Genomic DNA, 19,652 nt, shown 5'->3' with positions numbered 1-19,652 from the left:
CCTCAAATCCCCCGCGCCGCATGTCGGCGTCACCCACGCCACCCGCCACGCGCATCAATCGCCTACCGCGTCGGCGGCATGCGCGCGTTCGGCTTTCTGCGAAACCGGCGCGCTGCGCGCCTCGTCGCGCCATTCCTGCCTCGACCGCGCCATTCGGCGTACGGCGACGCGCGCCATCTTCACCCAGCCAGACGGACGTGGATCGGCGAGCATGCTGAGCGCACGCGCATAATCGAGCGTCAGACCCGGCGTCCACGCCATCGTCGCGGCGCGTTTGCGCAGTTGCGCGGCCACCCACAATTCCGGCGTCGTAATCACGCGCAAGAACGGCCGCCAACCGCCGAGATCGCCCCACACGCGCGCCGACGCGCCTTCGATCGCCGCTTCCAGCGCGCGCGATACGGTACTCGAACAATTGCGATGCGTCAGGTTGTAGGTCGTGTCCTGCCGATAGGTGTCCCAGAAACGGCGCAGCCGCGCCGGATCGTAATTGCGTATGCGCACCTGAACCGTCGACGGACACCATGCTTTCGATTCAGTCTGGTAATCAGGCTGGAACACACCGGGCACGTCGTTCTCGCTGGTCGCCCGCAGAAGCCGCGCGAAATCGTCGGGTGAACGATCGATTTCGACGCCCGGATACAGGCTGATATAAATGCCCTCAGGCGATTCGAGCGCGGCATGACCTGTCGAAATCACGCCGTTACGGTCCACCGCCGCGATATACCGGTCGACAATCAATTGCCGCCTTGCCTCGCTCCTGGACGATCCCACTGGCGTCCACACGTGCACAGTGAGCGCGTCTTCATCGGCGGCGGGTGGGCCGTCCCATTCGACTGCGCCCAGCCGACCCGGAGCGGTCGCACTCGCCGCGGAATTTGCGGCATCTGCCGTCGCATCGTCCGAAGCGACCGCGGGATTCGACGCGAGACGCCGCACCCGCGTACTCAGCAGAATCATGTTCCAGCCGCCGAATATCAGGCCGAGACCGAGGCAGTACGGCACGGTGCCTACATAGTGCGTCGGATATGGCTGATAGAAAAAAATCGCCAGCGCGATTTCAATCGCGCCGCCGATCATCGCAAGGCGCCACGTGCGATAACGAACGACCTTTGCGGAGACGATCTGCAACAGACCGTCGGCCAGAAAGAGCGTGCCGAAGATCATCGACAGAATGAAGTTGCCGTGATGATGGCCAGCGAGAATCAGCGCCGCCGCGAAGCAGAATGCGGAGCCCTTCACGTAGCGCAGCGTGCGTTGGCCGCCCATGCCGGTCCAGGCGACGGCCAGTGTGGCGAGCCCTTCGAGCAGCAGCAATGTGGCGAACGGTGTGATCGGGAAATAGAGCGCGCTATCGAGTGCGTCGATGAACACCACCACGCCAAGCGCGAGGCTCATCCAGCCGATCAACTGCAGGGAACGCCAACGCGTACGCAAATAATCGACACCCAGCAGGATCATCACCAGCCGAACCATCGCAAACCCTCCGTGATCGGTGCGCCCTTCTGGCCGTAATCTTAACCATATTCACGGTAGCGGCGTAACGGGTCCGACCGTAGCGACGATTCGCGCGTGGCGACACCGGCTCGCAGCGCCGCTATCTATGCGTCGCGCATCGACGCTACATGATCGCAACGGAATTCTCAAACGTACTTGTGATGCTCATGCCGATGCGCCTTCGCCGGCCGTATGCCGCGTTTGCCCACGCTCCTGGCCGCGTGCGGTTCGTCAGCAGGCGGCACGGCATAGCGGCCGTTGTGCAACACGGCGGGACTTTGCCGAGTTGCCTCGTTTTGCGGCGCGGCCGATGAAGTGGCTGCTGCGGGCAACGGTCCCGTTGCGGCATCGATGACCTTCTGCAATTCGTCCTGCGCGTAAGCAGGCAGCGGCGCGGGCGGATACGTCGCGGCGGCAGCCATGACCGTGGAGGAAGCAGCACAAGCAAGGCCGAGAGCGATGATCAAGCGAGCGATTTTCATGTCGAGTCCTGGTCGGGGTGACGCGGCCCGCATGAGTGGAAAACTGGCGCGCGTCGATGAATCGGAAGATTCCTGACGGCTCGCACCGTCAGCACAAGCAGTGTGACGGCAGGGACATGATGGGTAAATTTTATTAAGCCAGATTCAGATATGCCGAATTCAGCTTAATAACCGACGAATCAGCGCCGGCGTGCCGGACTCCCGACACACCGGCCCATAGCCGATAAACGCAGCGCCCGCACGCTGCATGCCTCGGGCCAGTACGACTCAGGCCGCCGCGGCTTGCGGCATCGCCTCGCCCTGCTCGCCGCCCAATGCATCGAGCAGATCGCACAGCATACGGTCGAGTTCGGCGGTCATCAGCGTGACGTCGGAATCGAAGCGTTCGTCGTCGTTCTGTGTGGTGGGGTCGCTTGCTTCCTTGAGAACGTCGAGCGGCGCGATGCGCTTGATCGTCAACGAAGGCGTCAGCACGAACGACACGCGGTCGTTCCACGTCATCGCGAGACGCATGCATTGTTTGCCGGCCTCGATATGGCGGCGCATGTCTTCGGCGTCCAGGGTATGTCCGACATAGCGCACCGTTGCATTGCCTTCCGCCGGCGAGCGCAACTCGGTGTCCTGGTCGAGCGTGAAGCCTGCGGGACCTTCGCCTGAGAGAAGCCATCCGGTCATCGCCGCAACCGGCGATTGCGTGACACGCACGGTACCGAGCGGCAGTTGATCGATCGACTTCACCAGCAGGCCGCGAACTTCGTCGGCGACGGCTTGCGAGCCCGCGTCGATCACGAGCCAGCCGTTGCGGGTATCGATCCACACGCGTGTATCGCGACGAATGCTGAAGGCGCGCGGCAACAGTTCGTCGGTCACCTGCTCCTTGAGTTCGCGCATCTGCTTGCGGCCGGGTTTGAAGCCTTGCTGTTCTTCGAGTTCGAGCGCACGCGCCTTGGTCACCTGGGTGACGACAGAGGCCGGCAACAATTTCTTCTCAGCGCGAAACACCAGCAGCAACTGGCCATTGAGCGCATACACCAGCGAGTCGTTGTCGCGTGGCGACGCCCAGCCGTGGCTTTGCATCTCGACGCTGTTGCCGGGCGCGAACGCGTGCGGCGCAAGCCATTTCTCGATTTGTTCAGGGGTAACGGACCACGGAGCGGGAAGACGGTGCAACTGAAGATTTTTGAACCACATGGGCGGGGTCTTGTTCGGGCAAAGCGCGTCATTCTATCCGACGCGGCGAGAATGGCGCGCGCGGGCGCGTCCCTGCCACTCCATGCCGAGACACCCCCGACAAGCGTCATTTTCGCTTTGGGTTCAAATCACCTAGACTTGCCAACAGGCACGCGACATAGACGGAGGCGGCCATGGCCGATGAAACCGCACCCTGGCGGATGGTGGAGTACGAGGGTTTCGAAATTCACGTGGCGCCGTTTCTGAAAAACCCGCCCAATGAGGCGAGGCCGTCAGCCGTGCCCGATAACCGTTACACGTATGTCGGTTATGTGTGCCACCCTGGCGCCAATCCCGCCATCCCGGGGCATGCGGTGCCGTTCCATGCGGACGGCGAAGAAAGCTTCGCCGGCATGGAAGAAGCGCTCTATGAGGGCATACATGTGGGACGCAGCATCGTCGACGGCACGCACCCTGATTTGACGGTGCTGCCTCTGGTGACGGGCGGCGTGTAAGCCGCGCTTGCGGCTTAGCGAGGCGTTTGCACGCCCGGAGCGTCCTGTTTCCTCAAAATGCTCAACGCCAACTCCAGCATCCGCTGATTGGAGCTTGCGGGCGTGAACGTCTCGACCTTTCGCAGCGCGGCCTGCGCAAGGCTCCGGCGTAACTCGGTGTCCGTGAGCAGCCGCTCGATTGCGCCCGCCATGGCGTCCACATCGCCCGGCGGCACCAGCAGCCCAGCCTTGCCACCCTCCAGCAAGTCCCGCGGACCGGTCGGGCAATCCGTCGAAAGCGCCGGTGTACCGAGCGCCATAGCCTCGCCGAGCACCATGCCGAAACCCTCGTAGCGGCTACTCAATACGAGCATTTCGGCCTGCCGGATATAGGGCGCGGGATTTGCACAGAAGCCCAGAAAATGCACCCATGCGCCCACCCCCAACTCGTCGGCGAGTTGCTCCAGTTCGCGTCGGTCCCGCCCCTCGCCGATCAGGACGAGCGCCACGTTGCTGCAGCCGCGCTCGCGTACCTGAGCGTAGGCTCGCAGCAGCGTCTTGTGGTCCTTCTGACCTTCGTCCAGACGTGCCACTGAAACGATGAACCGCTCCGCAGGAAGGTTGATCTCCGCGCGCGCCGCTTGCCGCAGTGCGTCGTCGTCGATCACATTCGGCAACTCGACAATGTCCGGACCGGTTGCCGAGAAAAGTTCCCGCGCCTCGCGCAGCATGGCGGGGGTCAGCACGACAATCGCCGAGTAGCGCGAATAATGCCTCACTCGCCGGGCGACATACCGCTCGCTCTTGCTGCCGAGGCGCGCCGCCAGGCTGAAATGGCTCACGCCGAACCAGGGCACTCCGCAACTGCCCGCTAAATGGCGCAGCGAAAAATCGAAATCACAGATCAGATCTTGCTGCTTCGCGAGACGCCGCATACGCAGCGCCGCCAGCGGCCGGACCGCACCGTAGGTCAGCAACTTGTGCAATAACTTCGCGCCGACGCCGAGTTTGCGCCGGCGAGCCGCCTGATGAAGCGCGTACATCCATTTCGACGAGGCAAGAACATGAACGGGCACATCGGCGGGAATTGACTGCGCGCGCCAGAACGACAGGTCGTCGGTCGGATAAGCCACCGAAAGGCTCGGCGCGAACATCTGCCGGTCAAGCGTCTTCAGCCAGGACAGCAGCGCGGTCTCAGTGCCGCCTTTGCCGAAATCGTTAATATGAAACAGGATTCGCAGCGGGGCGCGGACAGCATCGATAGCGAAAGGATTGACGTTCGTCACGTTGGTTATTCGCCCAATTTCGCCGTCGGTACCTTGCGCCGCTGTTCACCAGGCGCCAACGTAGATTTTCTTCGTCCGGTGTCCGGCAACATCCCATCTGAAGCCTCGACTTGCTCAGCGCAACCCAGCTGCAGTCCCGCGAAAGCCCAAAACGCGAGCATGGTGGTCTGCCACATGAAATCATCGGTGGTATTTTTCACGATCATGCCGGCTACAAGCGCCACGCCCGCGGAACACAGCCAAGGATCGACTCGCCGCAGCCGATAGAAACGCACGACGAGGCTCAGCAACAGCGCGGTCTGCAGCACAACTCCGATGACCCCCGTCTGCAACCACGTGTTGATGAACAGGTTGTGCGCGTGCGTCAGCGCATACGGTTCGAGGGCCAGCAAGCTGGCCGGCATTTCGCTGCGATAGACCAAGCCCGGCAACGGCTTGCCGAAGCCCACCCCGACCCATGCGTGACGCTCAGCCTCGCCGATATAAAACGCCCACAGCTTCGGACGCGTGTCTGCCGATACCGTATCGCCGATTGCGGACAGCGAGCCTGGCACATAGACCTGATGACCCTCGATCGCGATATCACGCGCCAGCGGGACGGCGGGCACCGCGCCGGCCGTCCGCAGACGGGAACTGAACTCGAGCGTGCCGACGCTCGCCGCGAACACCACGGTAATGACCAGCATCGCCAGCAGCAGACGGCGCCGGTACAGCGGGAACAGCGCGATCAGAAGCGTAACGGCCGCGGCCGGCCAGAAGAACCGGTTAAGCGTCGCCAATCCGATGAACAGGCACAGCGCGATGCCGCTAGCACCGATCACGCGCCAACGCGACCGCAGCATGAAGCCCGCAAATAGCGGCATGGCAAATACCGCGAGCGTGCTGGTGTGGCCGACACGGTTATAGAAATGCAGTGGGAAGGTATTGGCAGTGGGCGGTTGCAGATGCCCCCAGTTGAGCGCGCTGATGGCGGCGAGTGCCAGGCAGGCAAGCCAGTTGACGAACACCACGGGCGCGGGTCGCCGAAGTTGGGTGCCAAACAGCCAGAAGCCCCAGAACGATACCAGCGGATAAAGCACCTCGTCGCACCACGCGTGCAGGCTAACCATCGGATATACGGACCATGCGACCGACGCCAGACTCCAGCCGGCCCAACCCGCAATGGGCAGCACCAGCGGCCAGTGCAACAGCGACGGCCGATTCGGCGAGCAGGCCGCGGCCAGCACGCCGAGCGCCATCAGGGCGAGCGCATTGAAGACGATCGCCGTCATGTGGCCGAACATCACCACAAACAGAATGACCGGACAGGCAATCCAAAACACGCGCTCCACTCGCGCAGCCGTGTGAGTCATTACACTTTCACCAGAACATTTTGCAAAGCGGTATATACCGACTCGACCGACAGCCGGCCCATACAGTCGGCATGGTCGCCGCGCCAGGCGACGCAGGTCGTCTCGTTGCGATCACAGCGCCGCACCCATGCTACCTCGCGGCGAAAAATGAAAGGCTGATCGCGGCACGGCATGTCGGCTATCGTAATTGGCACGAATGGGACCTCGCGCCAATAGCGGCCCGCGCCGTGAATCAGCGCGTTGCCCGGCCCGAACAGCGCGAGCGTCGGCACCCCAATCAGACGCCCCAGATGCGCGACGCCGGTATCGGGACAAACCACGGCTTGCGCGCCGGCAAATAAATGCCACAGCTCGCCGAGACCGAGCCGCGCAGCCAGGTTCGGATGATGCGCATCCGGGTCGATGGCGCGGATCAATTCCGCCTCGCCTGGCCCCCCGGTCCATACCGGCAGATAGCCGAGCGCCTCCACGCGTTGCGCAAGCTCGCGCCAGCGCGCGTTGGGCCAGCGTTTGACACTGGTGCTTGCGCCCGGATGCAACACAACGTAAGGCTTTGCCAGTTGCGCCGATTCGGGTAGCGCAGCGTGTTGCGGCGCACTCCAGTCGACAGGCCGGTAGGCGCGCGGCGGCGGCCCGTCGATCAATTCCGTGGCAAGGTCCGCCCAAGCCGTCGGCGTGGCAGGATACGGCACGCTCCGGTCGAGCGGCCAGTTCTTCCAGGCCGGGGCATCTCCCGCATGCCCGACGATCCAGCTGCAACCCGCGCCCAACGCGAGCCAGCTATATCGATTATCGCCGAGCACCATACCGAGGTCGTAAGGACCGGAAAGCAAAACGTCCCGCACCGACTTCGAATCACGCGGATCGAACGGCAAAGCTGTGACGTCGAAAGGCCGCCCCGCATACAGCGGCACAATCGCCTTCGGACAGGTGAGAACGATCTGCGATTGAGGATATTGCGCGCGCAGTTTGGCGAGCAGCGGCGTGAGCAGCAGCGTGTCGCCAAGCAACAGATGATGTGCAATCAAGATACGGCGCGCGTGCCGCGGCTCGCGGCGCAATGGCTTGATCAGCAGTCGAGGGATGGCTCGCGCAAAGATACGAAGACGCCCGGCAAGCCGACTCATGGGTTCATCGACGCATTGGTTTCCAACGCGATATTGATGTACGCCGATACCCGGCGCGAGGTCGCGTTCGCCACGCACAATCTCCAGCGGTATTCTTCCCGAAGGCCTCCAGTATTGCGCCTACGGCCCCGTCACGGCGGGCTGTCGCAGATCGCGGAAACAGCCCGGGCCAGCATGGAAAGCTCTATGAAATATATGGCCGCTCAGCTCCAATTGAGCGAGTTCAAGCGCTGATAGCTAAAAATTATAACATGCGGCGTTGCCGCGGAACGAGGAGAAACCGGGCCTAAGTCCCGCCCCTTCTGCTGCAGCGCCGCGGCCGCGGCGCTTAACGCGTGGCGTCGATCTGCCTGGCCAGCGTCAACAGCGCGCCAACGTGAGCGGCCACGCCCGGATCGTAAAGGACCGCGTCGCGGGCGACGTCCAATGGCGCGCGCCGCGTGCCGTCGCGAGACTCCCGCACCGCTCGCTCGAGTGTCGCGCACAGATCGGCCAAATCGTCCGGCGCGAAAACGAATTTCGCATGCGGGGCAATCGCATCGCAGCAACCGATGCTCGACGGGAAAATGACTGGTGTACCGCACATCACCGATTCGATGCCGACCAGGCCGAATGGCTCATAAGTCGATGCGAGGATCGTGAAGTCGGCGGCCTGATAACACTCCGCGAGCTCTTTCACGTAGCCGATATAGCGTAACCGTTCGGACGTGCGCGCGGGCGGCCGCCCGGCCACAGCCACCACCACGGGCGGCGCCGTGTTGCGCAGCGCGGCTTCGATGAATGGCAAACCTTTACGCTCATGGCTGCTCGACGGAAACAGCAGGACGATCTCGTCGTCGGCGAAACCGTACTTTCGGCGTAAGGTCGCGCGCGTTACGGCATCAGTCGGCGCAAAGCGCGCGCCGTCCACGGGTGGAAACAACACGCGGATCTTCGCCTCGTCAACACCGTACAGTTCACGCAACTCGTCGTGCATCAACTGAGAATGCGCCACCACGACCTTCGCGCGTTCGTATTGGCGTCTCTCGAGTGCAATCTGCCAGCGATCCGAACGCTTCGGCGCGCGCCTCGTCGCCCGCAAAAAACCGAGATGCGTGCCACCGCAAATCGCCACGTCGGACGAATCGACGCGGTTGCAGCCGATCAGCACATCGACATGCGCCTCGCGGCGCGCCGCGCGCAGCCGCCACGAAAACCAGCGGTCACGCAACTTGCCAGGCAGGAAGGAGACATTGATGCGGTGCGGCTCGACCAACCCGTATTCGCGCAGCGAGGTGTCAAAACGACGCGCGAAGAAAGCCGGTTCGATGCCGTGCGCGGCAAAGCCGCGCACGAGATCCATTGCGTAGCGCTCGAGACCGCCACTGTGCTGCAAGGCGTTACTGGAGAGTCCAAGTTTCTTCATTCAGACAGCGTGCGCCAGCGCCTCGTCAAATGTTAAGGGGGTAAGTCGTGCGTGGTCCAGACCAGCGGACCGCGTGAACCGAGATTCGCACGAATTGACGTGTCGTGCCGCGCACCTTACGCGGCGTCCTGCTGGAACTGGATGCGATGCAGATGCGCGTACAGGCCGCCCTGGGTCAGCAGTTCCCGGTGGCTGCCGCTCTCGACAATACGCCCGGCTTCCATGACCAGAATCCGGTCGGCGCGTTCTATGGTCGACAAACGGTGCGCGATTACCAGCGTGGTGCGGCCCTTCATCAAGGTTTCCAGCGCCGCCTGCACGTGGCGTTCGGACTCGGAATCGAGCGCCGAGGTGGCCTCGTCGAGAATCAGGATCGGCGCGTCCTTATAAATCGCGCGCGCAATCGCCAGACGCTGGCGTTGACCACCCGAGAGCATCATGCCGTTGTCGCCGACCAGGGTGTCGATGCCTTCAGGCATCGCCTCGACGGTATCCCACAGGTTCGCCGCGCGCAGCGCCGCCTTGACCTTGTCCGGATCCGCCGTCTGGCCATAGGCGACGTTGTTGGCCACCGTGTCGTTGAACAGCACGACGTCCTGGCTCACCATCGCGATCTGGCTGCGCAGCGCGTGCAGACCGTACTCAGGCAGTGCGACGCCGTCGACCAGGATCTCGCCGCCGGTGGGATCGAAGAAGCGCGGCAGCAAATTCACCAGCGTGGTCTTGCCGCTGCCCGACGGGCCCGCCAGGGCAACCATCTCGCCCGGTGCCACCTTGAAGGACACCTCGGTGAGCGTGTGGCGGTTATGCGTGGCATTGCTGCCGTAGCTGAACGAGACGTCGCGGAACTCCACTTCGCCGCGGGCGCGCTCGAGCGGCTTGCCGCCGCCCGCCGGTTCCGACGGCTCGTCGATCAGGCCGAAGATCAGTTCGCACGCCGTCATGCCGCGTTGCAGCGGCTGGTTCACGTCCATCAGGTGCTTCAGCGGCGAGATGATCAGCAGCATCGACGTGACGAACGCCACAAAACCGCCGACCGTGGTCTGGTCCGACGACGATTGCACTACCGCGATCGTAATCACCACGGCGAGCGCGATCGACGCAAGAAACTGGGTCAACGGTTGTGCCAGGCCGCCTGAGACGGTCATGCGCATCGCGTAACCGCGCAGACGCTTGCTCATTGCCGTGAAGCGGTCCATCTCGTACTGCTCGCCGTTGTGCACCTTGACGACCTTGTAGCCGCCCACGGTTTCTTCGACGATGTACGACAGTTCGTTGGTCAACAGTTGATGCTCGCGGTTCAGGCGCCGCAAACGGCGGTTGATCTTGCCGACCAGCCAGCCGATCCCCGGCAGCAGCACCGCGACGATCAACGTCAGCCGCCAGTTCAGGTAGAACAGATAGCCGAGCAGGAAGACGACCGTCAGCGAGTCACGCACCAGCGTGACCATCACGCTCAACAGCACGTTGAGAATCTGGTTCACCTCGAACACGATCGCGTTGATCACCGTGCTCGCGGTTTCGCGCTGGAAGAACGCCACGCCCGTGTGGATCATGCGGTCGAACATCTTCAGGCGAAGTTCGAGCAGGATCTTGTTCGACACGTAAGCGAGCAGATAACCGGACGCATATTGCGACACACCGCGCACCAGCGCGAGACCGATCACCGCCGCCGGCACGAACCATTTGGCGTTGTCGCTGGCATGCGCGCCGAAGCCCTTGTCCAGCAATGGCTTGAGCAATGCGGGAATCGCCGCGTCAGTGCCGGCGCTCACGGCCATGGCGATGATCGCGCCGACCACCACCCACATCAGCGGCTTGATATAAGGCCACAAGCGTCGGAAAACGACGGCAGGCGACGAGGCCTCTCCTGAACCGATGGGTTTGCTTAACGTTGGCTTCGCGCTCAAGGAATCCTCTGAGAATGCGGGAAAGCATCCGCGTAACGGGCAGAATGCCTCGCACGCGAAATATCAAAAACAGCATTGTAAACGGTTGAGGATCATAGCCGGCGGTTGCGGATCGGCCGGGTTAGGTGGCCGGGCTGTATACTTTGCGCGACTCATTCCGCCACCCGGCACTTTCCACGCAATTCAGGTATGCAAGAAACCACCCTCGGCGTCGCCATCATCACCAAAAACGCGGCGGCGCGACTGGCCGAATGCCTGCAGGCCGTGGCCTTCGCCGATCAGATCGTCGTGATCGACGGCGGCAGCACCGACGGTACCGCTGAAATTGCCCGGGCACACGGCGCGCACGTACTCGAGCACACCGACTGGCCAGGCTTCGGCCCGCAGAAAAACCGTGCCGTGGATGCGCTCACCACCAGTTGGATTCTCTCGCTCGACGCCGACGAGATCGTCTCGCCGGAACTGGCTGCGGCGATTCGCGCGGCGCTGGCCGCCCCTACCGCCGACGTCTACGCGGTAGACAGGCTGTCGAGCTTCTGCGGCCACTGGATTCACCACAGCGGCTGGTATCCAGACTGGATTCCGCGCCTGTTCAAACGTGGCGCTGCGCGTTTTTCAGACGACCTCGTGCATGAGCGCCTGGTATTCGATACGCCTTCGCAACGCCTGACCGGCAAGCTGATGCACTACTCGTACGAGGACTTCGAAGCCGTGCTACGCAAGCTCGACGCGTATTCGACAGCGGGCGCGCAGCAACGTCATGCAGCGGGCAAGCGCGGCAGCTTCGGCAAGGCGCTCGGGCGCGGCGCCTGGGCCTTTGTGCGGACCTACGTTCTGCGGCGCGGATTCCTCGACGGTCGCGCGGGTTTCATGATCGCGGTGTTCAACGCGGAAACGGTGTACTACCGGTTTCTGAAACTGGCGCGGCTGGGGGAAAAGACGCAGCGTTAGTAGCGAGGCCAGGAGCCAGGGCAAGGCTTGCGACCAGAGTTTGCAACCTGAGCTTGCCAATGGCTTTGAGTTTGCCCACGCGCGCCGCGGGCGAACCCGCCATCAATAAACAATCTCGATCGAGCTTCCTGCGAACTCGCCACGCAAGGCCGCGAGCAGTTCGTCGGTGGGCTTTACGCGCCATGCGTCGCCCAGACGCATTTCACCTTGCGCATTCTCGCTGCGATAAACCACCTGCACTGCGAGCCCGTTCGGGATCTGCACGGCCTGGCGTTGGCCACCGCCACCATAGCCTCCGCCGTTGCGCCCACCACCGCCTCCGTTACCGTTGCCGCCGCGCGACGAGGCCGCCGGCGCCGGCGCGGCTTGCGGCTCGTCCTTACCCGCGCTATGTGCTTCGAGCACGCGCCGCAATGCCGATGCGTCCGCATTGCCGTTCATCTGCACCTTCACGGCTTCCGCATAACGACAGCGGGCGCGGCCAAGGTCCATCACCGTATCGACCGTGAAGCGGATGCCGCCCGTGAACGCGTCGTTACGCGCCGAGCCTTGCACCACCAGCAACTCGTCTTCCTTGAATAACGGCTTATTCGCCTCGAAAGTCTCGTTGAAGACGGTCACTTCGCATTGGCCCGTGCCGTCGTCGAGCAACGCGATCAGCATCTTGCCGCGCTGGGTCATCTGCGTACGCAGCGACGCGATCACACCGGCGACCAGCTTGTCCCGCCCTTCCTTCAATTCGCCGATCTTCTGACGCACGAAGCGACGCACTTCGTCCTTGTAGGCATCGAACAGATGGCCCGACAGGTAGAAGCCGAGCGCGGCCTTCTCTTCCTGCAGCTTCTTCTTTTCCGGCCATTCCGGCTCGTCGACCAGTTCATGCCCTTGCGACGGTGCATCGCCCATGTCGAACAGGCCGGCTTGCATTGCGTTGGCGCTTGCCTGTTCGGCCGCCTCCATGGCCAGCGAGACCGAGGCGATCAGCTGCGCGCGATTGGCGTGCAGCGTGTCGAACGCACCGGCGCGGATCAAGGCTTCCACCGTCCGGCGATTGACGATCCGGCGGTCGACCCGGTTGCAGAAGTCGAAGATGTCGATAAACGGACCTTCTTCACGCGCACGCAGGATTTCCTCGATCGCATTCTGGCCGCTGCCCTTGATCGCGCCGAGACCATAGCGGATCGTTTTCGAGCGCTTGCCGTCCGGCTCCGCGACCGGCTCGAACCGGTACGCCGACAGGTTGACGTCCGGCGGCAGCACAGCCATCTTGTTCGCGAGGCAATCCTCGAACAGGATCTTGACCTTGTCCGTGTCGTCCATGGCGAGCGACATATTCGCCGCCATGAATTCGGCCGGATGGTGCGCCTTCAGCCACGCCGTGTAGTACGCGAGCAGCGCATACGCCGCCGCGTGCGACTTGTTGAAGCCGTAGCCCGCGAACTTCTCCATCAAGTCGAAGATTTCGTCCGCTTTCTCGCCGGTCAGCCCGTTTTTCGCGGCGCCCTGACGGAACAGCTCGCGGTGCTGGGCCATTTCCTCGGCCTTCTTCTTACCCATCGCGCGGCGCAGCAAGTCGGCGCCGCCGAGCGAGTAGCCGCCGATGATCTGCGCCATCTGCATCACCTGCTCCTGATAGACCATGATGCCGTAGGTCTCTTTCAGAACAGGTTCCACACGCGGGTCCGGATACTCCACCACTTCACGGCCGTGCTTACGCGCACAGAAGCTCGGGATCAGGTCCATCGGCCCCGGACGGTACAACGCGACGAGCGCGATGATGTCCTCGAAGCGGTCAGGCTGCGCGTCTTTCAGCATGCCCTGCATGCCGCGGCTTTCCAGCTGGAACACGGCGACCGTGTTCGCTTTCTTCAGGATCGAGAACGACGCAGCGTCGTCGAGCGGCACCTGCGCGAGCGACCAGTCTTTCTTCGAAGGATCGAGACGGCGGATATAACGCTCGGCCCAATCCAGAATGGTCAGCGTGGTGAGGCCCAAAAAGTCGAACTTCACGAGGCCGACGGCTTCGACGTCGTCCTTGTCGTACTGGCTCACGACGCCGCTTTCGTCGCCCTGCGTATAGAGCGGACAGAAATCCGTGAGCTTGCCGGGCGCGATCAACACGCCGCCCGCGTGCATGCCGACGTTGCGCGTGAGACCTTCCACGCGCTGGGCGAGCTCGAGCAACTGACGCACTTCGTCTTCGTTGTCGAAGCGCTCCTGCAGCAGCGGCTCTTCCTTCATCGCATCAGCGATGGTGACGTGTTTGCCCGGCTTGAACGGAATCAGCTTGGCGATCCCGTCCGTGAACATATAACCAAGATCGAGCACGCGGCCGATATCCCGCACCGCCGCCTTCGCCGCCATCGTGCCGAAGGTGGCGATCTGCGATACGGCGTCCGCGCCGTATTTGTCTTTCACGTACTGAATCACACGGTCGCGGCCGTGCTGACAGAAATCGATGTCGAAGTCGGGCATCGAGACCCGTTCCGGATTCAGGAAACGTTCGAACAGCAGGTTGTAGCGCAGCGGATCGAGGTCGGTCACGCCGAGCGCGTACGCAACCAGCGAACCTGCGCCCGAACCCCGGCCCGGTCCGACCGGCACGCCGTTGTTCTTGGCCCAGTTGATAAAGTCCGCAACGATCAGGAAGTAGCCCGGGAAGCCCATCTTGATGATCGTGCCGCACTCGAATTCGAGGCGCTGGTAATACGTTTCGCGCTGCGCTTCGCGCTCGGCCGTATCCGGGTACAACTGTTCGAGACGCTTTTCGAGGCCCTCTTTCGACAACTGCACGAGGTAGTCGTCAAGCGACATGCCGTCGGGCGTCGGGAAGAGCGGCAGCTTCGGCTTGCCGAGTTCGAGCGTCAGGTTGCAGCGCTTGGCGATTTCCACACTATTGGCGAGCGCCGACGGAATATCCGCGAACAGCTTCGCCATCTCTTCCTGCGTGCGGAAATACTGTTCGGACGTAAAGCGCTTCGAGCGGCGCGGATTCGCCAGAATGTCGCCTTCGGAAATACACACGCGCGCTTCGTGCGCGGTGAAGTCGTCCGGCGTCATGAACTGCATGGGATGGGTGGCCACCACCGGCAATTTCAACGACGCCGCGAGCGCCACCGCCTGTTGTACGTATTGCTCGCCGCCGGGCTGACCACACCGTTGCAGTTCGATATAGAAGCCGCCCGGAAACACCTTCGCCCAATGCAACGCGTTGCGTTTGGCCGCTTCTTCGTTGCCGGCCGCGAGCGCGAGGCCGATGTCGCCCTGTTGAGCACCCGACAGCGCCAGCAGGCCTTCACCCAGACCGGATTCGAGCCAGCCGGCCTCGATTTCAGCGCGGCCGCGATACTGGTTGGTGAGCGATGCCTTGCTGAGCAGTTCGCACAGATTCAGATAGCCGCGCCGGTTCTTGACCAGCAGCAGCAAACGCGAAGGCTTGTCGCGGTCGTCCGGATTGGTGATCCAGACGTCGCAGCCGGCAATGGGTTTGACCCCTTTGCCACGGGCTTCCTTGTAAAAACGGACGAGGCCGAACGCGTTGCCGAGGTCGGTAAGGGCGAGCGCACCCTGACCGTCTTTGGCGGCAGCCTTGACGATGTCGTCAAGGCGCACGATGCCGTCGGCAATCGAGAATTCGGAGTGGACGCGGAGATGAACGAAGCGGGGATCTGACATGGGCGACATTGTAACTCCACACTTCGGGAGTTTTCAGGCCAAAACCACGCGCTGGCCGTTCGGCCTAGGACAGAAACGCGAGCGTGCCGTACACCGGCGTTGTGCAGGCAGTGGAAGTTCTGTGTACAGCGCCAGGGTGAGCGCCTGAGTGAGCGCGCGGACGGACCAGCCGGCGCAAATCCGGCAGCATTTCAATCGCCAGAACGCGCGGCCCGGTGCGGGCATGGGGTAAGCGCCGTACAAGTTTGCGAGCGGTTTGCGCTGCCGCAACGGGCTGGCTATTCGGCCGAGTCGGACGAATAGCCAGCTTGAGGGATAATACGGGTTTCGCCTATTCGACGTGGCCCGCTACAGGCAGGCTGAATGCGGGCATCCCAATGCGCCCCATTTTCCGCGCCGCCGGCCACTTCTTACCGCTGGACACACATGAGTATCGTCAATCTCGCCGCGTATCATTTCGCGACTATCGAAGACACCGCCGCATGGCGCCCGCACGTCACTGAGCGCTGCAATACGCTCGGCTTGCGCGGCACTGTGCTGCTCGCGCCGGAAGGCATCAACCTGTTCGTCGCCGGCACGCGTGAAGCCACAGACGCGTTCATCGACTACATCCGTCACGACGCGCTCTTCGAGGGCAAGTTCGTCAATCTGCAGTTCAAGGAAAGCCTGTCTGACAAGCAGCCGTTCACCCGCATGCTGGTCAAGCTCAAGCGCGAAATCATCACGATGAAAAAGCCGGCCATCCGGCCGGAACTGGGCCGTGCGCCGTTCGTCGACGCGCCCACGCTGAAAGGCTGGCTCGACCGTGGCCATGACGACGAGGGCCGCCCGGTCGTGATGCTCGACACACGCAACGCATTCGAAGTGGACGTCGGCACCTTTGACAACGCGCTCGACTACCGCATTACGAAATTCAGCGAATTTCCGGAAGTGATCGAGCAAAACCGCGCCGATCTGGAAGGCAAGACGGTGGTGTCGTTCTGCACGGGCGGGATTCGCTGCGAGAAGGCCGCGATCCACATGAAGGAAGTCGGCATCGAGAACGTGTACCAGCTCGAAGGCGGCATCCTCAAGTATTTCGAGGAAGTCGGCGGCGCGCACTATCACGGCGACTGCTTTGTTTTCGACTACCGCACCGCGCTCAACCCGCAACTGGAGCCGACCGCGACCGCGCAATGCTTCGGCTGCCGCGCGGTGGTAACGTCCGAAGCGCAAAAATCGCCAATGTACGTGGCAGGCAAGACATGTCCGGAATGCCATCCGGACAGCAAGGCGGCACGCGTCGCGTGATAAGCGCGAGCGCTTTCGCGCGATCGCGGCGAGGCCCATCCAACCCATGACCTATCGTGGACGCTTCGCGCCGTCGCCTACCGGGCCCTTGCATTTCGGCTCACTGGTGAGCGCGCTCGCAAGCTGGCTGGACGCGCGCGCACATGGTGGAGCGTGGCTTGTGCGCATCGAAGACATTGACGGACCTCGCACTGTCCCTGGCGCGGCTGAGGACATTCTGTCGACCCTCGAACGTTTCGGCATGCGTGCCGACGAGCCGCCTGTCTGGCAAAGCCATCGTTTTGCGCGCTATCAGGAGGCGCTCGAGCAATTGCAGGCTGACGGCCTCGTCTATCCATGCGGCTGTACGCGCAAAGAAATCGCGGATTCGCTGCTGCATGCGCACGCGCGCAACACAACACTCGCCTACCCCGGCACCTGCCGCAACGGCCTGAACGGCAAACCGGCACGCGCATGGCGCCTGCGCGTACCTGACGGCGACGCGGCGGTGATTACATTCGAAGATCGCTGGCAGGGCTCGCAGACGCAGAACCTGGCTACCGAGGTTGGCGACTTTGTCCTGAGGCGCGCCGACGACCAGTGGGCGTACCAGCTCGCGGTGGTGGTCGACGATGCGGACGCGGCCATTACGCACATCGTGCGAGGCGCGGACCTGATGGACTCAACGGCCCGCCAGATTTACCTGCAGCACTGCCTTGGCGTGCCGACGCCGACGTATTTGCACGTCCCTGTGGTCACGAACGATCAGGGCGAAAAACTCAGCAAGCAGAACGGCGCAACCGCGCTGGAAACAGACAAGCCACTTGACGCCCTAAGCGCAGCCGCACGGCATTTGGGACTTGAGATTGGCGACAAGGAATACGTGACGCTAGAAGGCTTCTACGCCGCCGCAACGACGGCGTGGGCCAAACGCATGGGGAAGCGAGTGCAATACAATTAGCGCCCCAAAAAAGTGCCAAAGGGAAACGAAATAAGTCGGCTGCAGGCTGGCGCGTCCACGGGGAATTAACGAGGAACCGGGAACGGCAGCAAAGGGCAGCACCGAGCGTGGCGTTGGCGTTGGCGTTGGCGTTGGCGTTGGCGTTGGCGTTGGCGTTGGCGTTGGCGTTGGCGTTGGCGTTGGCGGGCAGAATAATCCCACAACAATTGAGGTGCCCGCAACCAAATGCGCGGAAAGTTGGAGGGGTAAAAAAGGAGGTACCGCTACGGCGCGCGCAGCGCCGCCGGAGGTATGACTGCCTTGTCACTAAAGCTGAATGTGCGAGGCGACAGATTCCAGATGCACCACTACCGTGGCTGCGCGGGGGACCCGCTTATGAGCTGGCGGGGTGAAGCCGCTTTCTTTGCTTATCTTTCTTTGCGGCGGCAAAGAAAGTAAGTGCCGCCCCGCACAGGGGCAACGCTAATAGACCACTAAGACCATTAACACAGCGAGGCAAGGGGGCAAGGGGCCAACGCCCCAAGCGCTCCCCGTTAGGAAGACGAAGACGACTTCCTCGGCATCCCAAACCCACCCAGCAACGCAGCCAACGGCTGTTTAGAAGAAGCCTTCTGCGGAGCAGCCGTAGAGGCAGAAGCAGCAGCCTCCTCCCCTTTCCTCAAAGAAGCCGCCGAAGGCTCATAAGGCTTGAGGAAAAAGTCATCGACAGGCTGTGCCCGATGATGATGCGGCCGATCGAACGCCCCCGAAGACGAAGCGCCGGGACGCCGGCGACCGCCCCGCTCCTCGCGGCCCTCTGCGCGGCCATCAACGCGTTCACGCCGCGGCGCACGCTCTTCATGGTGATGCCGCACCGGCGCATCCACGACCAAACGTTGCACATCCAAAGGCCGCTTGATCAGCTTCTCGATATCGGCAAGCTGCTTGCGCTCATTCGGGCTGCACAACGACAAAGCATCACCCGAAGCCCCAGCACGCCCGGTGCGCCCAATCCGGTGCACATAATCTTCCGCATTGAACGGCAGATCGAAATTAATCACAGCAGGCAGCTCGGCAATATCCAACCCGCGCGCAGCAACATCCGTCGCCACCAAAGCCTCGATCTCGCCACGCTTGAATGCATCCAGTGCCTGCATCCGCTCATTCTGCGAACGGTCACCGTGAATCGCCGTGGCAACCACACCGTCGCGCTCCAGACTCCGCGCGAGGCGGCTCGCGCCGATCTTGCTGTTACAGAACACGATCACCTGCTTGAGGCCGCGGTCACGAATCAGCTTGACGACAGCAGCAGTCTTGTCGCCTTCGGCAACCTCATAAACGATCTGCGTCACATTGGTCGCGGTCGAATTGCTACGCGCGACTTCGATCGTCTGCGGGTCGCGCAGATAGGTAGCGGCAAGTTTCTTGATTTCGCCCGAGAACGTGGCCGAAAACAGCAGCGTCTGACGTTCCTTCGGCAGCAGGTTCAGGATGCGCTGCAAATCCGGCAGGAAGCCCATATCGAGCATCCGGTCGGCTTCGTCGAGCACGAGGATCTGCACCTGGCCGAGATTGGCGGTTTTCTGTTGCACGTGGTCGAGCAGACGGCCCGGCGTGGCGATCAGAATTTCGACTCCGCGGCGCAGCTGCTCGGACTGCGGATTCATGTCGACCCCGCCGAACACCACGGCGCTGCGCAGCGCCGTGTGCTTCGCGTACGACTGCACGTTCGCCGCCACCTGGTCGGCCAGTTCGCGAGTCGGCGTCAGGATCAGCGCGCGCACCGGATGGCGGGCAGGCGATGCGCTCGTGCTGGCCTGCGGCAGCAAGCGCTGGATGATCGGCAGCGAGAAGCTGGCCGTTTTGCCCGTACCGGTCTGGGCGGCGCCCATGACATCACGACCGGCCAGCACGACAGGAATCGCCTGCGCCTGGATCGGCGTAGGAATGGTGTAGCCCGATTCCTTGACGGCTTTCAGAATGTCGGGCGCGAGACCGAATTGATCAAAAGTCGCAGTGCTGGGCGTGACGGCTGTGTCGGACATGGTGGCTTTCGCTAAAAATGCGCTTGGCGCGGTGCGCGCGGCAGCGGTC

Annotated in this window: 15 protein-coding genes; 5 read left to right on the top strand and 10 right to left on the bottom strand. The window is 62.7% G+C overall.

Annotation, left to right across the window (positions count from 1 at the left end; translation table 11 throughout):
* Positions 1–54 precede the first annotated feature (54 nt).
* The 3 genes from HWX91_RS22735 to HWX91_RS22725 all read right to left on the bottom strand — a co-directional run bounded on the left by HWX91_RS22735 (position 55) and on the right by HWX91_RS22725 (position 3,170).
* Entirely contained in the window at positions 55–1,476 is a 1,422-nt protein-coding gene (locus HWX91_RS22735) for an HdeD family acid-resistance protein (RefSeq protein ID WP_042275068.1), read from the bottom strand.
* A 167-nt stretch (positions 1,477–1,643) separates the two neighbouring features.
* Complete coding sequence (locus HWX91_RS22730; RefSeq protein ID WP_028196890.1) at positions 1,644–1,979, bottom strand: hypothetical protein; 336 nt, start codon at positions 1,977–1,979, stop codon at positions 1,644–1,646.
* A gap of 267 nt (positions 1,980–2,246) precedes the next feature.
* The gene (locus HWX91_RS22725) at positions 2,247–3,170 is read right to left on the bottom strand and encodes a recombination-associated protein RdgC (protein WP_028196889.1); all 924 of its coding nucleotides are present in this window, start codon (positions 3,168–3,170) and stop codon (positions 2,247–2,249) included.
* 173 nt (positions 3,171–3,343) lie between these two features.
* On the opposite strand from HWX91_RS22725, the gene HWX91_RS22720 reads away from it, so the two are divergent.
* A complete protein-coding gene (locus HWX91_RS22720; protein ID WP_028196888.1) occupies positions 3,344–3,664 on the top strand; it encodes a hypothetical protein in 321 nt (106 codons plus the stop codon).
* A gap of 14 nt (positions 3,665–3,678) precedes the next feature.
* On the opposite strand, the gene HWX91_RS22715 is transcribed toward HWX91_RS22720, so the two are convergent.
* From HWX91_RS22715 to HWX91_RS22705, 3 genes are read right to left on the bottom strand one after another with little or no spacing between them, the layout of a single operon-like run.
* Positions 3,679–4,938, bottom strand: coding sequence for a glycosyltransferase (locus HWX91_RS22715; RefSeq protein WP_042275067.1), 1,260 nt, complete (start codon positions 4,936–4,938; stop codon positions 3,679–3,681).
* A complete protein-coding gene (locus HWX91_RS22710; protein WP_028196887.1) occupies positions 4,935–6,281 on the bottom strand; it encodes an O-antigen ligase family protein in 1,347 nt (448 codons plus the stop codon). Before HWX91_RS22710 ends, HWX91_RS22715 begins: the two co-directional genes overlap by 4 nt.
* Positions 6,281–7,408, bottom strand: coding sequence for a glycosyltransferase family 9 protein (locus HWX91_RS22705; RefSeq protein WP_028196886.1), 1,128 nt, complete (start codon positions 7,406–7,408; stop codon positions 6,281–6,283). The genes HWX91_RS22710 and HWX91_RS22705 overlap by 1 nt, the downstream gene beginning before the upstream one ends.
* On the opposite strand from HWX91_RS22705, the gene HWX91_RS22700 reads away from it, so the two are divergent.
* The gene (locus HWX91_RS22700; RefSeq protein WP_162181293.1) at positions 7,295–7,642 is read left to right on the top strand and encodes a hypothetical protein; all 348 of its coding nucleotides are present in this window, start codon (positions 7,295–7,297) and stop codon (positions 7,640–7,642) included. The genes HWX91_RS22705 and HWX91_RS22700 overlap by 114 nt on opposite strands.
* Positions 7,643–7,736: 94 nt before the next feature.
* On the opposite strand, the gene HWX91_RS22695 is transcribed toward HWX91_RS22700, so the two are convergent.
* Entirely contained in the window at positions 7,737–8,813 is a 1,077-nt protein-coding gene (locus tag HWX91_RS22695; RefSeq protein WP_028196884.1) for a glycosyltransferase family 4 protein, read from the bottom strand.
* A gap of 116 nt (positions 8,814–8,929) precedes the next feature.
* Complete coding sequence (msbA, locus tag HWX91_RS22690; RefSeq protein ID WP_028196883.1) at positions 8,930–10,723, bottom strand: lipid A export permease/ATP-binding protein MsbA; 1,794 nt, start codon at positions 10,721–10,723, stop codon at positions 8,930–8,932.
* A 189-nt stretch (positions 10,724–10,912) separates the two neighbouring features.
* Here msbA and HWX91_RS22685 point away from each other — a divergent pair, with 189 nt between their 5' ends.
* A complete protein-coding gene (locus HWX91_RS22685) occupies positions 10,913–11,674 on the top strand; it encodes a glycosyltransferase family 2 protein (RefSeq protein WP_028196882.1) in 762 nt (253 codons plus the stop codon).
* 102 nt (positions 11,675–11,776) lie between these two features.
* Here the strand turns inward: HWX91_RS22685 and dnaE are convergent, their stop codons facing one another.
* A complete protein-coding gene (dnaE, locus tag HWX91_RS22680) occupies positions 11,777–15,358 on the bottom strand; it encodes a DNA polymerase III subunit alpha (RefSeq protein WP_028196881.1) in 3,582 nt (1,193 codons plus the stop codon).
* Positions 15,359–15,775: 417 nt separating this feature from the next.
* Here dnaE and HWX91_RS22675 point away from each other — a divergent pair, with 417 nt between their 5' ends.
* Both HWX91_RS22675 and gluQRS read left to right on the top strand, forming a co-directional pair.
* Positions 15,776–16,639: a sulfurtransferase gene (locus tag HWX91_RS22675; protein ID WP_028196880.1), complete on the top strand. Its 864-nt coding sequence runs from the start codon at positions 15,776–15,778 to the stop codon at positions 16,637–16,639.
* Positions 16,640–16,685: 46 nt separating this feature from the next.
* Entirely contained in the window at positions 16,686–17,579 is an 894-nt protein-coding gene (gluQRS, locus tag HWX91_RS22670) for a tRNA glutamyl-Q(34) synthetase GluQRS (protein ID WP_028196879.1), read from the top strand.
* Positions 17,580–18,112: 533 nt separating this feature from the next.
* On the opposite strand, the gene HWX91_RS22665 is transcribed toward gluQRS, so the two are convergent.
* Complete coding sequence (locus tag HWX91_RS22665; protein ID WP_028196878.1) at positions 18,113–19,603, bottom strand: DEAD/DEAH box helicase; 1,491 nt, start codon at positions 19,601–19,603, stop codon at positions 18,113–18,115.
* Positions 19,604–19,652: the final 49 nt, after the last annotated feature.

Source organism: Paraburkholderia fungorum, from assembly GCF_902833645.1.
Taxonomy (GTDB): domain Bacteria; phylum Pseudomonadota; class Gammaproteobacteria; order Burkholderiales; family Burkholderiaceae; genus Paraburkholderia; species Paraburkholderia fungorum.
The sequence above is the reverse complement of the archived record's forward strand: the minus strand, read 5'-3'. Positions and strand labels throughout refer to the sequence as shown.